The sequence below is a fragment of the Lacibacter sp. H375 genome (assembly GCF_037892425.1).
In the GTDB taxonomy this organism is placed as follows: Bacteria; Bacteroidota; Bacteroidia; order Chitinophagales; family Chitinophagaceae; genus Lacibacter.
This window is the reverse complement of the sequence record NZ_JBBKTT010000001.1, coordinates 3,004,355-3,020,836: the sequence shown is the minus strand read 5'-3', so window position 1 is coordinate 3,020,836 and position 16,482 is coordinate 3,004,355. Positions and strand designations below refer to the sequence as shown.

General features: G+C 39.4%; 7 protein-coding genes. All 7 read right to left on the bottom strand.

What is annotated here, in order from left to right; genetic code table 11:
- Nucleotides 1-3: 3 nt before the first annotated feature.
- Complete coding sequence (locus tag WG954_RS13165) at nucleotides 4-861, bottom strand: glycoside hydrolase family 16 protein (RefSeq protein ID WP_340437072.1); 858 nt, start codon at nucleotides 859-861, stop codon at nucleotides 4-6.
- Between the two features lie 113 nt (nucleotides 862-974).
- Nucleotides 975-4,118: a beta-galactosidase, LacZ type gene (gene lacZ / locus WG954_RS13160; protein ID WP_340437071.1), complete on the bottom strand. Its 3,144-nt coding sequence runs from the start codon at nucleotides 4,116-4,118 to the stop codon at nucleotides 975-977.
- Nucleotides 4,119-4,272: 154 nt separating this feature from the next.
- Nucleotides 4,273-5,901 (bottom strand): RagB/SusD family nutrient uptake outer membrane protein, encoded by a 1,629-nt coding sequence (locus WG954_RS13155; protein WP_340437070.1) that lies wholly within the window; start codon nucleotides 5,899-5,901, stop codon nucleotides 4,273-4,275.
- Between the two features lie 23 nt (nucleotides 5,902-5,924).
- Nucleotides 5,925-8,945: a SusC/RagA family TonB-linked outer membrane protein gene (locus tag WG954_RS13150; RefSeq protein ID WP_340437069.1), complete on the bottom strand. Its 3,021-nt coding sequence runs from the start codon at nucleotides 8,943-8,945 to the stop codon at nucleotides 5,925-5,927.
- 323 nt (nucleotides 8,946-9,268) lie between these two features.
- Nucleotides 9,269-11,674: a BNR-4 repeat-containing protein gene (locus WG954_RS13145; RefSeq protein ID WP_340437068.1), complete on the bottom strand. Its 2,406-nt coding sequence runs from the start codon at nucleotides 11,672-11,674 to the stop codon at nucleotides 9,269-9,271.
- Between the two features lie 21 nt (nucleotides 11,675-11,695).
- Nucleotides 11,696-11,929, bottom strand: a complete 234-nt coding sequence (locus WG954_RS13140) for a RagB/SusD family nutrient uptake outer membrane protein (RefSeq protein WP_340438918.1) — start codon at nucleotides 11,927-11,929, stop codon at nucleotides 11,696-11,698.
- A gap of 364 nt (nucleotides 11,930-12,293) precedes the next feature.
- The gene (locus WG954_RS13135) at nucleotides 12,294-16,391 is read right to left on the bottom strand and encodes a hybrid sensor histidine kinase/response regulator transcription factor (RefSeq protein WP_340437067.1); all 4,098 of its coding nucleotides are present in this window, start codon (nucleotides 16,389-16,391) and stop codon (nucleotides 12,294-12,296) included.
- Between the last annotated feature and the right edge of the window lie 91 nt (nucleotides 16,392-16,482).

The following is a 16,482-nucleotide window of genomic DNA, read 5'->3' as shown; positions in this document are numbered from 1 at the left end:
TGATTATTTCTTCTGGTATACCCTAACGTAATCTATTTCAAATTTCTGAGGAAAGGTTGTTCCTGTAATATCACCGCCATTCATACCGCCCATTGCAAGATTGAGCAACATGTAATGTTTTTGTTTGAAGGGATTAAAATTACTCCCATCCTTATTCACCAACTTATCCAAACTTACTTCATTCAACAACTGATCATCACAATACAACGCAATAAACTCTTCTGTCCAATCCATCCGCCAAATATGAAATTTACTCGCCCATGCTTCTCCACCCAATGAATCAGTTTTAAATGTATTGCTGAACCATTGCGCTTTACGATCACTTCCTAAGCAGGCAATATTTGCCAACAACATCCCCCGGTAATATTCCATAATATCGATCTCGCCATTGCCCGGCCAACCTTTATCAACACCCAATGTCCACCATGCAGGCCACATACCATTACTGATGTCAATCTTTGCACGCAATTCAAAACGGCCATACAACCAGCTTTGCTTACCTCTTGTGAGCAAACAAGATGATGTGTATTGAATTGTTGACCGGTTTGTTCGCCAGCTTTTACTGTTTTCTTTATAAGCAGGATTTGGTTTTTCTTCTTTCCTTGCTTCGATCAACAACAAACCATTACCAACACTTACATTCTCCGGTTGGTACCATTGTAACTCTTCATTGCGCACAAAACCATATTCGTAATTCCAGTTTGCTGAATCAGGTCTTCCTTTGTTGTTAAACTCATCAGCCCACACTAAAGTATAACCATCTTGCGTAACAGTTGTTTGTATCGTTTTGACTGCTTTGTGCCTGTTGCAGGCAAAAGCAAGCAGAATGAAACCTAAATAAATGCTGTAACGGATGATCATGATTGAAGCCGATTTATAAATAGCCCTTAACACTGTGTCTTTTATGCATCCCTGTTACACAAATAAAACAGATCATACATAAAAGACACAAATATTAGAAGTATGTACTAAAACTAATTCAACAAACGGATAATATAACTGTAGTTGTATTTTTTATCGAGTAAACGATACTCATCGTGTGGTAATGCACCCCAGCTGTCATCGCCCCCAACACCACGTTGTTTTAAGTCTATTTGCAGATAAACATTATTATCCGGACGAATATCTGTTGGATGTTGTTGTTTTTTAGTCATACCCGGATCCATACTTTCAGTTGTATAGGGTAATGCACTAAAGCAAATAGGTTGCAAACCTTCTACCTGTAATCCTCTGCCGGCTTTTGTTGTAAGTGTTAACCATCTTACATCTGTTTTATAACCATTTTCCTGTGGACGGATATAATTTGCAGTAAACTGATTTTTCACATCGCTGCTGTAATTACCAACGAAAGAAGAAGTATTACGATCACTATAATTTTCCCAAGGTCCACGACCATAGAACTTCAACTGATCAAACATTGGAGGCAATTGCATACGCATACCAAAACGAGGAAGTTCAGGTAAGTCTCTGCCGGTCATATCAATACTGGCTGTTATTTTAATACTTCCATCATTTTGAATAAAATATTCGAGTATATACGGAACTGCAATGCCGGTTAACTCATATTCAACTTTTACAGCAATACCATCTTTGGTTTGTTCGCCGGCAACTACTGATTTTACTTTCTTTGTTTGATGTGCCGAACGCCAGATACCAAGATTAGCCGGCATACCACTGCCAAAGTCATTATCGGTTGGTGCACGCCAGAAATAAGGCTCGGGCATACGGTTCAATTGCATACCATCTTTAATGCGATAGTTTCTTACAACACCTGTTTTTAAATCTATTTCACCTGAAACATCTCCAGATGTAAAAGATATTCTAGCCTCTTCTTTTTTAATCTGTAAACTGCCTGATGCTGCTTGCTTGTTTGTAAAATAATCGCCACTGAGTTTAAACTGTTCACGTGCAATTTCATGCCCTTCCGGCAACAGTACTGTTTCACTGGTTTTAGAAATTGTTGCAAAAACATTGATATAATATTCTGCAACATCATTCATTTTACCTTGTGGCACTTGCAATTTCACATCTACTTTTGAATGTGGCGCTGCAGTTGCATTAAACTCACCTTTATGAATTTCCTCACCATTTTTTAGTAAGACCCAGTTGAAATTGTATTGATTTAGATTCGTAAAATTGAAACCGTTATAAATTGTCACTACGCCGGTTTTAATATCTGTTGTCGTAAACAAAATATCCTGATAAACTTTTTTCACTTCATACAAACCGGGATGTGGCGTTCTGTTTGCAGCTATTAAACCATTTGAACAGAAGTTCTCATCATTATGCAAATTATAACTGCCCATATCGCCTCCATAAGCCCAATAGGTATTACCATTTTTGTCTTGTTGTTTGTATCCCTGGTCTACCCAATCCCAAATAAAACCGCCTTGCATATGTGCACTGCTACGTATGATATAGAAGTACTCCTGAAAGTTTCCGTTACTGTTGCCCATTGCATGCGAATATTCGCACATAATGTAGGGGCGGGTTTTGCTTTTGTTTTCAGCATAACGCTTCATGTCGTTAACCCGAGGATACATCGGACAAACAATATCTGTATTCCAGTCTTCACCAGCCTGCTCAAATTGCACGGGGCGTGAGTTATCTCTTTCTTTCATCCATTTATAACCATCATGAAAAACAGGACCATTACCACATTCATTCCCTAAACTCCAAATTATAACCGAAGCATGGTTTTTATCACGTTCTACCATCCGTTTCATTCTGTCGAGATGCGCAGGTGCCCACTCGGGCAAATAAGCAGGATGCTTCGATTTATCGAAACCACCTTGCCATTCTGCACCCATACCATGTGTTTCAATATTTGCTTCATCAACCAAATACAATCCATACTCATCACATAATTTATACATCAACGGATCGTTTGGATAATGAGATAAACGAACAGCATTTACGTTGAATTTTTTCATCAGTTCAATATCTTTCAAAATCAACTCTTTTGAAGGCACATGTCCGTTTACATCATCATGTTCATGTCTGTTTACACCATGCACTTCAATTGCCACACCATTAACAAGCAATTGTGCATTTTTAATTTCTACTTTACGAAAGCCAACTCTTGCACCGGTATACGTTGTTTCTGTACCGTTTGTATGTGTTATTACACAGTTGTAAAGATTCGGTGCTTCTCCACTCCATTTCAATACATTCTTAATTGTTCCTGTAAATGAAACTTTCTGCACATCTGTTGCACCAGAAATATATGTTTTCTTTTGTGTAAAAACTTTCTTTCCCCGTTTATCAAACAGCTCTACTGTAAGCGTTCCGTTGGTTTGATTATTTCTTGCAAAACGGCGCACATCAACATCTGCACTAAATAATCCATTTTTGTATTGAGCGTCTAAATCTGCTTTCAGAAAAAAATCCCATACAGTTGTTTTGGGCATAGCAAATAAAAACACAACACGCTCAATACCGCTTAAACGCCAAAAATCCTGATCTTCCAGATAGCTGCCATCGTGCCAGCGAAACACTTGCACGGCCAGCAGGTTTTTTCCTTTCTGTAAATATTTTGTGATGTTAAATTCAGCAGCTGTTTTCGACGCTTTGGTCATACCAACTTTCTGACCATTCACATAAATAAACGCACAACCGCTGATGGAACCGAAATGAAGGATCACTTCTTTATCGTTCCAGCTATCTGCAACTGTAAATTCTTTTCTATAAGTTCCAACCGGGTTATTCTCTCCGATGTAAGGAGGATTTTTCGGATGCGGATAAACAATGTTTGTGTAGATAGGAATACCAAAGCCCTGCAACTCCCAGTTAGAAGGAACAGCAATTTCTTTCCATGCTGAAGTATTGAGATCAGCACGATAAAAATCTTTAATACGGTCTGCATGTTTATCTACATAGGTGAATTTCCATTTGCCGTTTAACGACTGATGAAACCCTGACTTACTATAATCATCTGCAACAACATCATTTTGCGAATCAAATAACATAAACGAAGCATGAGATGCTTCTTTGTTAATGTCGATCAACTGTTGATTTTCCCAATCGTTCTTCTCAAGTGTTTGCGCAAAAACATTTGCCAGCGAAATGCAAAAACAAAAAAACACATTAAATACTATCTGGCTCATTCCAATTTTCATCTTTAAAAATTATCGGTATTTCAAAAAAGTTTTGTTGCTCTATGGATTTTATCAACCGTGTATATCGTAAGAATAGGATTAAACAAGAGCGTCTGTAATAGGGAAAAAGCCAGGGAACGGTATGTTCCCCGGCCATGACCCTCAAAAACTACTGCTAATTGTATCCTGTATTTTGCTCCAGAATAGCATCTTTATTCAAATTGATCTCTGTTTGTGGTATCGGCATCAGCAAATGTTTTGCAGCAAGACCTACTACAGGATTTATAGTTTGTACATTTAATCTTGTTGTTCTTTCAACCAACGTCCCGGTACGCATCAAGGTCATTCTCCTGTTTTCTTCTGCAAGCAATTCTCTTGCACGTTCATCCAGAATAAAATCCATTGTGATTTGACCACCAGTAACCGGTGTTGCATTTGCTCTTGCCCTGATGACGTTGATAGTTGTTGCAGCACCTCCTGTATTTCCTTGTTTAAACTGTGCTTCTGCTTTCAACAAATAAGTTTCGCCTAAACGCATCAACATAAAATCTTTGATCATTGCAAAACCAAATACATCATTCGGATCATACTGAAACCATTTTGTTGTATGCGGACATATCTTAAATACTGTATCAGCACCAACATAAGGTATCTGCTGACCATAGTTTGCTTTAGTAGGATCGTTGTAATAGAATTTTCTGCGCAGGTTATATTGTGAGTTACGCATATCGTTTGTTTCATACAGATCATACACCACCCAGTTTGTTAAACGCATACGTGCAATACCACGACCACCTAATGAATCGCAAATGATCATACCGGCAATCTGATAATAAGCCGCACCCCAGTTACGGCGTTGTTGTGGGTTGTTTGTAATACCGCCAACTACTGTTGAAGGATGTTCAAATTCCATTACCCAAATAGCTTCCCTGTTGCCTTGATAACGACGCTGGTTACCATACCAGAACATATCGTTGAATGCATCACCGGCTTGAGATGCTTTAATTCCATAACGTGCCGTTGTTAATGCAAACTTGCCACTGTTGATGATAGCATCACACTGTGCTTCAGCCAAAGCAGGTTTGCCCGCACGCAGGTAAACTTCAGCAAGCAACTGCATGGCCTGGTATTTATTGGCACGTGCAGTAGGTTTACCGTTTGTATTTGTTCTTGAGCCAAAGCCACCTGGCTCGGGAAGATTTGCTGCAGCAAACGTAAGATCATCAATAATGAGTGTATTAACACTATCAAGTGGTGCTCGAACAAAATCTGTTTTGGGAGCTGTCAATGGATCTTTCACCAATGGCACTCTGCCAAAACAAGTTGCAAGAATATTATAAGCATAAGCTCTGAAGAATTTTGCTTCACCATTGATGCTGTTCTTATTTGCAGCCGTCATAGCACCTGTGTTTCCGCTTTCAATGGTCTTGATTATAATATTGGCATTATTGATCATGCGGTATGCCCAGCCCCATGTAAATGAAGCAGCACCATCGGTTGCAATAAGCTGTGTGTAATCATAGTAAGGAATTTCAATTCCCTGGCGTTGTGTTGGAGGAACCAATGCAATATCTGTTCCTGCATGCCATACACTTGGCCAACCTTGCGGATCGCTGTAGCTGAAGAATGTGCTCAAGTGGTTGTGCATTCCTATAATAGATGCCTCAAAACCCAATGAATCATTCAGCGTTTGCGGTGAATAAGCTGAGTACACTTCCTCATCGAGGTATGTTTTTTTGCAGGCGCTGAACATCAGCAAACAACCCGCAATAACAGACGATATAATTAAGTTTGTTTTCTTCATCGTAGTAATTTTTTAATAGTCAATTAACGGAGTGTTACATTTAAACCAAACACAAATTGTCTTGTAATGGGATAGTTGTTTGTCCAGTCGCCCGAACCTCTGAACGAATAGTTATGTTCGGGATCCCAACCAATCCAGTTTGTAAACGTGTGCAGGTTTCTGCCACTTACGTAAGCAGTTAAACTTCCCAGTTTGATCTTATCCAATACATTTTTTCCGAAAGTGTAACTGAGAGATACGTCTTTGATCCTTGTAAAACTGTTATCAGAAGCATAACCATAGCCTTTTGTATTGGTATAACCCAATGAAGGTCTCGAGTTGCTTTTGTTCGCAGCGGTCCAGTAACCTGTTTCAACAGGAATATTCATACGTCCTGCTTCATCTGCATAAGTAAGTGTAACGTTGTTTTTAATTGCACCCTGAACAGTTTGTATGAAAACAGTAAGACTTAAATTTTTATACGAGAATGTGTTGATCAGGCCACCTGTCCATTTAGGAGCAGTTTGTCCAAGAATAATGCGATCGTTACCATCCACTTTTTTATCGCCGTTGGTATCAGCAAACTTCAGGTCGCCTGGTTTGGCCCCGGCATCCCAACCTGTTGGATCTTCACCAACCTGCCATACTCCTACCATCTTATAATCATAGATCACTCCAATTGGCTTACCAATGAACCACCTGTTTCCCAAGTCATCTTTCCTGTCGCCATAGAGATCGATGAGTTTATTTTTGTTGGCGGCAAAGTTTGCAGTTGTTTGCCATTTGAAATCTTTAGTCGAGATATTATCAGAGTTGATCACAATATCAACACCCCTGTTCTGTGTTATACCGAGGTTATCGAAAATATTACTGTAACCGGTAATAATAGGAAGGTTACGACGAAGAATGATATCCGTTGTCCTGGTATTGTAAAAATCTACCGAACCTGATATTCTGCTATTCAGAACCGCAAAATCAACACCTATATTGAATGTTTTCGAAGTTTCCCAATGCAGGTTTGCATTACCAAGGTTACTTGCTAATACACCAATAGTACTCACACCTGAGAACGGATAACGAACGGATGCATCTGTTGTAACAGTTCCATACACACCAATTGCTTCGTTACCTGTGTGACCATAAGATGTACGTAGCTTCAGGTTGTTGACAAACTTTGCTTTACCCATAAAATCTTCATTGCTGATATTCCATGCAAGAGCAACAGAAGGGAACACACCATACTTGCTGGTATTTGCACCCATTACTGATGAGCCATCACGACGGGCAGTTACTGTTAACAGGTATTTACTGTTGTATGAATAGTTGATCCTTGCCATTTGCGAAGCAATATTGTACCTGTCCTGATAAGAACCTGCTGTTTGAGTTGCACCCGCTCCAAGATTGTAGAATGACAATTCATCATTAATGAAATTGCTTGCACCTGCGCTTGAAGTGAAATACCTTCTTTGCTGTGCACTATACAAACCGGTAAAGTCGAAGTGATGTGCACCAAAGCTTTTGGCATAAGTCAGAATGTTTTCAACTACCCAGCTGTTTGTTTCAGAACTTGATGTACTTGCACTACCAATGGTATTGTTTGCATTTCGTCCTCTATATGAGCCGGCACGTGTTGTAATGTAATTTGTACCCACATTAAGCCTGTACTTCAATCCTTTTAATACACCATTGAACTTTAATTCAGCATATGCATTGCCATTAAGGTTATTGCTTCTGTCAACCCTGTCTGTATTTAAACCCAGCAATGGGTTTTCATAAAGCAATTCAGGATTCATTGGAAAAATTTCATAGTTACCTGCTGCATTGCGCAATGTTCCATAAGGACTCATTGCTGCTGCAAGATAAAAGTTGGCCCTGCCACCATCGTAGTTGTTATTTGCATAAAACAACGATGTACCCACAGATAAATAATCAGTAAGATTGATGTCCATATTTGAACGAACACTTGCCCTGTGATACTGGTATCCTTTTACGGCACCCAACTGTTTTAAATATTCACCTGAAAGGAAATATTTGAACTCCTTAGTACCACCTGAAATACTTATGTTATGATCCTGAATAACACCCTGCCGCTTCACTTCGTTTAACCAGTCAACGGTTTTACCTGCATTGTAGTTTGCAATTTCATATGCATTCCATAATACTGTTTGTGGTGCAGTTGGCACTTGTGTTTTATAATCGGTATACTTCTGTACATATTGCTCGGGGCTTAGTGGAGTAAGTGTTTGTACGACATTATCAACCCCTGTGTAGCCACTATAACGAATAACAGGTTTTCCTGTGGTACCTCTTTTTGTTGTGATGAGGATTACACCGTTTGAACCGTTCATACCATAGATTGCCGTAGCAGAAGCATCTTTCAATACTTCAATTGAAGCAATATCGTTTGGATTGATATCATTGGTAATGCCACCCGATTTGTTAAACGGAATTCCATCCACAACAATAAGAGGACTTGTGTTGGCTGAAATGGAATTTTGTCCACGCACCAATATACCTGCTGAACTACCGGGAACTGATGATCCCTGGCTGATATTCACACCTGCTACAGAGCCTTCTATTGCATGGAGTATGTTTGTCACTGGCAATCTTTCCAGCCTGGATTTAGGAACTGACACTACCGAACCTGTTACATCTGATCGCTTCTTTGTACCATAACCCACCACTACAACTTCATTCAGTTGTTTATTGGTTGCAGTAAGCTTTACCTGTACTAACTCGTCCTGCGATTGAATGGTTATTTCAACAGGGCTGTAACCGACATACGACACCTGGAGTACTTCGCCTGTTTCGGCTTTTAGTTTGAATGACCCCAGCACATCTGTAATAACAGAAGCATTTCTGCCTTTTACGGTTACAGTTGCACCAACAACCGGTTCGTTGCTTTCAGAATCAGTGATAACACCGCTCACAGTTTTATCCTGAGCCGATAAACAAAAAGGAAGTGTGAAGAACAAAAGAATTGCAATGAAATGCCTGAGGCTGTTTTGCCTTGTATCTTTCTTACGGGAGGCAGCCCGAAAAAAGCAGCAGTACTTTTTAGTCATATGACAGCAGTTTTAAAGGTTAAAAAGGAACAGCGAAATCACTGTTTCTCTGTTATTAAAAAATTAACGCCCAAATTTGGGAGCTGTTTGCAGCTTTACGGGGGGGATAAATGATAGAAAGAAGGGGACAAATTCATATTTGCAAGCTTTTTTCCCCTGATTTAAATTAATTGACTTGCCAAACCAGTGTATTACTCTTGGCTTATATTTTCCCGGTGTGATACTTTTGCATGAAAGCAAATTCATTCAGCCGGCCATGAAAGAAACCGGCTGTAGAAACAGCCGGTTATTGATTAACTGCTGATATAACATTGCTCCTTTAATTATTTTCCTACTTCAGCGAAACGAACCATTTCGCAGGCTGCCAATAAGAAAGCACCTACGCCGAAATTGGAAGTTGAGTTTTTATCAACCACTTGCCCGGGAATTGCACGTTCACCAATAGGCTGCACATAACCAATTTTCCCGTTGGGCTGCATGGCGATATTTTTTAAGTAGTTCCAGCCTTTTACTGCAACTGGTGTGTATTCTGCTTTATCCAAATAACCGTTGTTCATTCCCCACAAATAAGAATAGGTAAAAAATGCTGTGCCGCTTGTTTCATAACCGGGTGCATGTGCAGTATCGAGTAAACTTCTTGTCCAATACCCTTCTGACTGTTGCTGCTTTTTCAATGCTGCAGCCATGCCTTTGAATTTTTCTACATACTCATTGTAATGAGCATCATTCTTCGGCAGATCCTGCAACACTTTTGCCAGGCCGGCAAACACCCATCCGTTCCCCCTTGCCCAGAAATCTTTTTTCCCATTTACACTTTTGTGGTTGGGATATACATACTTGGCATCACGGTAGTAGATCTTTTCGTCTGCATCGTACATAATGCTGTTGGCATAAGTGTAATACTCGTAGAGTTTATCAAGATAAATTTTGTCACCGGTGAGTTTATACATCTTCGTCATTACCGGCATCACCATATAAAGACCATCAGCCCACCACCAGTATTTATTTTCTGCTGTACTTACCTGGTAGCTCATCACTTCTTTCGCACGGGCAATTTTTAATTCTTCAGGTTGCAGGTTGTAGAGATCAATATAGGTTTGAAAACATATCTGCCAATCACCAAACAATACATAATCATCATTCTCACCATAATTGAATTTCCATTCAGCTTTGTTTGTACTCTTCGCTCCTTTCCATTCATTTTTGATGGCCCATGCTTCGGAATAATCTTTATACGTTTCATTTTTTGTGAGCGCATACGCCTCCATATTACCGGTATGATAAGCTGCATTATCCCAGAAGGCCCGGCCATGAACAGGATTTGTTTTTTGCCAGTAATTATTTACTGTTTGAATAACCTGCAACAGTTCATTCTTCTTCACAATTTGTTCAGCTTGTTTTTTTGTAGCTATCGGCAACCACTCTATTACACGCACAGGTTGAGGTTCAACTTTTAATACCCCTTCGCCATCGCCCTGCTGCACATCCTGCACAAACAGATGCAATTGCTTTTGTTGCTTCCATAATTCTATATCATAAGTTGGCTCCCATGAACCCGTATTTGTTTGTAACAGATCCGCAAGTTTCCATTTTGATTTGCTATTGAGCCCGCCATAGGCAACAGATACTTTATTGCCACGCTCTTCATCACGAAAAATAACAGCAGCGCTTTTGATTTTGCCTGATTCGATACAAATGACCTGTGGGCGAGAGATGGGGATTTTCTTTGTACCTGCTCCACTTAAACTAAAATCAGTTGTGCGGAACGCAAGATCTTTTACTGCCCAACTCTTCGTTGTTTTATAAATAACATGATACTGCGGTATTCCATTTCCATCGTTCCAGTAACCTGCTATTATCGGATTTCCCTTTGTATCGGTACTCATTGATGTTTGATTGATCAACTCACTTTTCTGTGGTATGGTCAATACTTTTTCTGCAGTTGCCATTGTAATTGGCAGTACATATTTCTGGCCGTTTGATCTTTGCCATGTAACACCGCCGTCTTTTGATACAGCATAGCTCATGTCATGGTTACTTGCTACATCAGGGCTCTCACGCCAAACCCATGAAATATGGATAGCACCTTTTGCATCAACACATGCCTGCCAATATGCATTGCGTTTGTTTTCACCATCAATTAAATTGGTTTGTAAACGGCTCCATTGCTTTTGTTGTACATCGTATTTATTCAATACCATGTTGCCATTACCGGAAGCACCATCTCTGTAAAAGAACAGGAGATTGCCATTGGGCATTTTATAGAATTCAGGATACGTTACTTTCTGTTCATCTTTGTTCATCATCGGCATCTTTTCTGTCAACTCCAGTGACAATGGTTCTTTACTTTTTGCATAACGTAAAGGATTGGCATGATGATCCCATGCAATATGCAGGTAACCATCTCCATCAATTGCAATACTGATGCTGTTATGTGCATCTTTAATATTGCCTTTGTAAACTGTACGTTTTAAAATCCAGTTATTTTCACCAATGTTTCGTTTACCAAGCACTACAAAACCATCGGCATCGTAGTAGCTGGTAAACTGTACGTTTTTGTAAGATGCCAATGAGTTTTTTCGAAATACAACTGTGTTAACAGAATTACCAGACCACCCTTTACCAACTTCAGTAACAGTTACAGCAGTATTAAAAGATGTTTGTGCTGTTGCTAAACATTGTAATAGTACAAGCAACGATAAAATCAAACCACAGTTTTTACTCAACATAAACGCAAATTTATTTAATGTTTACCAACCCGGGTTTTGTAACATGGCCGGCATTTTATTGATCCCTGCATCAGGCAAAGGAATCAAATACATTTCGGGACGGAAGTTATGACGACGAATTGATGATCGTCGTTTGTAAGTATATGTGGCATTTGAGTTTTTTATAATTTTCATCACGTTATCAAATTTGTTACTCGTTACCAGCGTAATCTTCCTGCTTCGGAGATTATGCCAACGATGATCATCTAAGCCGATTCAGTACGGCTTTAATTGGCACCTGTGTCGACCGTTTTGGTAACATTGTCATAATCGACGGGTATATGGGCTTATAAAAAAGTAACGGAGGGTTGATTGGGAGAGCGACAGAGTATCGCTTTTGTGTTATCCTGAAAAGGCCCGGGAATAAAGCATTGAACAATCTCATACAGCAGTTATTTAATTAGCAATCGAAATTTTTAGAAATTCTGAGCTAAAATTATCTTTTTATGAGGGCGTAAATGGGGGATTCTTGGTACAAAAAGGGGGTAAATTCGGATATTAAACCTAAAAGCACGGGTAATGGCAAGAAAATGAGTGTGTGGCAGTCAGAAAATTAAACAGGGAACGATGTGAGGTTACACTAGTCCTTTTTTACTTTTTCGTTGAGTTTGTAATTTTTTCCCAGGTTCTTCCGGTACTTTTCAATGTACTCGGATGGCTTCATCCCGAAGGTTTTGGCAAACTGCTCACGGAAGTATTTGATGTCTTTAATGCCCACATAAAATGCGGTTTCGTTCACGTTATAATCGGAGTTAATGAACAACTCGGCTGCTTTCCGTAACCTGATAAACCGGATAAATGCGTTGGCACTTTGTCCCGAAATGGTTTTGATCTTCTTGTAGAGCTTGCTATGGCTCATGCCCATTTCTGAAGCCAGGGTTTGGATATTGAATTCATCACGGTCTAGATTTTTTTCAACTGCGGCAATACATGCTTCCAGGAATTCTTTGTACTCACCTGAAATGTTGAGTGTATTTTGCTGATGGGTGATCTCGTTATAAAAATATTTCTGGAGGTTTTCCTGTTTTTTGATGAGGCTTTGCACCCTGGCCACGAGCATATCCTTTTCAAAAGGCTTGGTAATATAATCATCCGCCCCCACTTCAATCCCTTTCAATTTCGATTCAGGCGAGAAGCTTCCTGTTATTAATATAAAAGGTATATGATTCAGCGAGGGGGTTTCTTTTACGATCTTACAAAAATCGATGCCCGACATTTCGCCCATCACCATATCACTGATGATCACATCCGGTAAAATCTGCTTTGCCATTTTTAATCCTTCTTCTGCACTTTTGGCTTCGTAAACTATAAAGGCACCTTTAAATACCTGCACCAGGTAACTACGCAACTGTTCATTATCATCCGTAACCAGTATCGATAGATTTTCACTTACAATCGACTCTAAGCCATCAGTACCCAATTTCTTTGCAGCAACCATCGGTTCCATTCCTGCACTGATCTCTTCAAGCAACAGGTTTTCCTGTAACGAAGCAAATTCCTGAATAGTTACTTTACCAAAATGCTCTTTTCCTTTTTTCAACTCAACGATAAAACTCGTACCCTCTCCTTCCTTACTATTGTATTGAATAGAACCGTGATGATCTTCTACCAATTGCTTAACCAGGTACAGGCCAATTCCAAAGCCCGGCTTTGTAGGCACATTGTCTTCACTTACCTGGTAAAACTTATCGAATATCTTATTGCCAACATGCGCAGGAATGCCCTGACCACTATCTGAAATTTTTATCAAGACCAGATTGCTCTCTTCTTGTATGTTGAAAACGATCTTGCCTTTATCAGGTGTGTATTTAAACGCATTCGACAAAAGATTATAAAACACAATCTCCAGTTTTGCTTTATCTGCAAACAACTCTAATGATTTGTTCTCACATTCAAACGTATAATCAATTTGCCTCGCTTTCGCCTGTTGTTTGAAATAAAGGAAAGTATCGTGTGTAAGATCAAAAAGGTTGATAGCAGTTACTTGCAGTTTCCCTGTTTCACTCTCTGTTTTCCGGAATAACAACAACTGATCGACCAAACTTAATAAACGGCGGGCATTACGATACACGGCGTTCAGTTCATCTTTCTCTTCTTTATTATCATCACGCTTAAGCAGGTCTTTTAACGGGTTGATGATAAGTGTTAACGGCGTTCGAAATTCGTGCGTAATATTTGTAAAGAAAGATTGGCGCTTTTCATTCACCTCCTTTTCTTTTTCTGCATTTACCTGGGCGAGTTTTACTTTATACTTGAGGTCTGTCTGCTGAATCCTGTAGCGATACGATAAATAAACAATTGACACGGCGAGCAACACATAGATGAAATACGCAAGAATGCTTCTGTACCAAGGTGGAAGAATAGTGATAGCCAACACAGCTTCGTCAGTATTCCAATCGCCATTAGCATTTGTATTTTTTATATGCAGCTTGTAATTCCCTTCGCTGATATTATTGTAGTTGATGTTGCGGATGTTCCCGGAATAGTTCCAGCCTTTATCCCATCCTTCCATGTAATAAGCGTAAGAAATTTTCTCGGGAGAAGTATATTCCAATGCTGTAAACTCAAACAACAGAACTGCTTCTTTAAATGGTATTCGTAATTCTGAGATACCTGCGTTTTTCTCTTTTATATATTTAGTTACTTCTGAAACCGTTTTATTATTGATAAGAATATTCGTGATCTGCAGCGGAGGTGTAAAAGTGCGGCTGTTGATTTTTTCGGGGACAAATACATTGAAACCGCTTATACCACCAAAAAGCATTTCGCCTGAACGCAGCTTGTAAGAAGCATTGTACGAAAACTGGCTACTCTGCAACCCATCACTTTCGTAAAAGTTTTTAAAGCTGCCCGTTGCCGGATCGAATTTTGAAAGACCATTAAACGTACTAAGCCACAGAAAGCCTTTTGCATCTTCTTCAATATTTAATACAGCATTGTTACATAACCCATCAGCTGAAGAGTAACGTTTTTTGATCGCCCCCTTCGCTACATCAAACAAAACCAAGCCTCCACCTTCAAGACCGATCCATAAATTCTTTTTACTGTCTTCGAAAATTGCCCGAACGGGTTTGCCCAGGTCATAAAATTTATGTTGCTTATTTTTTCGGTCGATACGAATAAACGAAACAGTGTTGCCACCCCACATCTGCCCTTTACTGTCTTCTAATATTGACACAAGATCATTCACCTCATGATCAAATACAACAAAACGGTTTGCAGTACGATCGAAGAAGTACAACGGGCCATTTATAAAAGTTGTTGCCCAAAGTGTTTTGGCTTTGTCTTCGTACATCAACCATGCATTACGGTTTTCTTCTCCTGTTATATCATTGATACAACGAAAACGTTCGAAGCTACCCGTTGTTTTATTAAAACGATTGATACCGCCGCCATAGGTTGCCATCCACAATGTTCCAGTATGATCCTGCAGAATACTCGAAACAATGTTGTGGCTGATAGAAGACGGATTCGTTGACTGATGACGATAATTTTTAAATGTATTGCTTGAACGATTCCAGATGCTGAGTCCTCCACCTTCTGTTCCAATAAAAATATCTCCCGCCTTATCTTCAAAAAAAGAATAAATAAAATTGATCGAAAGGGTGTTTGATTTGTGCGGATCACTCGCTATCGTAACAAAATTATTTTTCTGTTCATCAAACACGTTGCAACCTCCTTTAATGGTGCCGATCCACATACGGTTTTCCTTATCACGAATAATGGAATAAACTGCTTCACTTGAAACCTGGTCTTTTTCATCTCCCGAATTAATATAGGAGAAAACATCTGTTGTGGTATTGAGAATACTGATGGCACCACCATCAGTACCTACCCAAAGCTGGTCTTGTTTATCGAAGCAAATGGTAATTACATCATGTGCACTCAGCTGTCCGTTCCCGGCAGTATATGTTTTGATATATTTATTTGCACCTGGATCATATAAATGCAAACCGCTTTCTCCACCGATCCATATTTGGCCCGCTTTGTTTTGCAACATACAGTTGGCTTGTTTAACATCTGCATTTACTAATGTTACATTACCAAGTTTTGCATCATACAGGCACAACCCTCTTCCTGAAATAAATAGCCAAGCAATGTTTTTATCAATAACAATATCTCTTACATTATATCCAGTGAGTTTCTGATTACCAATTAGCAGTGGCACTTCTCTTGCATACTCATCGTTCTTTTTCTTTACCATCAATCCCCAACCATTCGTTGCAACCAGCAACGAGCCATCATTACCCGACCTAATTGAAGTTGCATTGATGGTTATTTTTACAGGTTGCTTTGCCTGGTAAGGATAACCGTATAATGCGGAGAAGTTTGAATATGTATGATCGTACTTTACCACACCCTGGCCGGTCCCTACCCATAAATTATTATCGGCATCCTCGTGTATTGAATAAATATAGTTGTGTGGAAGAGATGTACTATCGTTCAGTTTATTCCTAAAAACTTTGAACTCGTTTCCGTCGTACCGATTCAACCCGTCATACGTACCCAACCAAATAAATCCTTTTTTATCCTGGTACACGACACGTACAGAATTATTCGAAAGTCCCTTTTCAATACCTAAACGGGTAATGGGTGGAAGAGCTGCTGCGTTTCCTGCTATCAGCAGAAAAGCAAGCAATAGAAAAGAGTAACTATAAATGTTCGACAGTCGCTTCACATATCTGTAATTGCACCAAAAGTATGTAATTACTGATGTAGAAATGTCATGAAAACAATTTTAATAGTATCTCCCGTTTCACTTATTGGAT

Excerpts from the sequence above, each read along its gene's own strand:
- WG954_RS13165 (WP_340437072.1), bottom strand. The coding sequence starts at position 861 with ATGATCATCCGTTACAGCATTTATTTAGGTTTCATTCTGCTTGCTTTT.
- lacZ (WP_340437071.1), bottom strand. The coding sequence starts at position 4,118 with ATGAAAATTGGAATGAGCCAGATAGTATTTAATGTGTTTTTTTGTTTT.
- WG954_RS13155 (WP_340437070.1), bottom strand. The coding sequence starts at position 5,901 with ATGAAGAAAACAAACTTAATTATATCGTCTGTTATTGCGGGTTGTTTG.
- WG954_RS13150 (WP_340437069.1), bottom strand. The coding sequence starts at position 8,945 with ATGACTAAAAAGTACTGCTGCTTTTTTCGGGCTGCCTCCCGTAAGAAA.
- WG954_RS13145 (WP_340437068.1), bottom strand. The coding sequence starts at position 11,674 with ATGTTGAGTAAAAACTGTGGTTTGATTTTATCGTTGCTTGTACTATTA.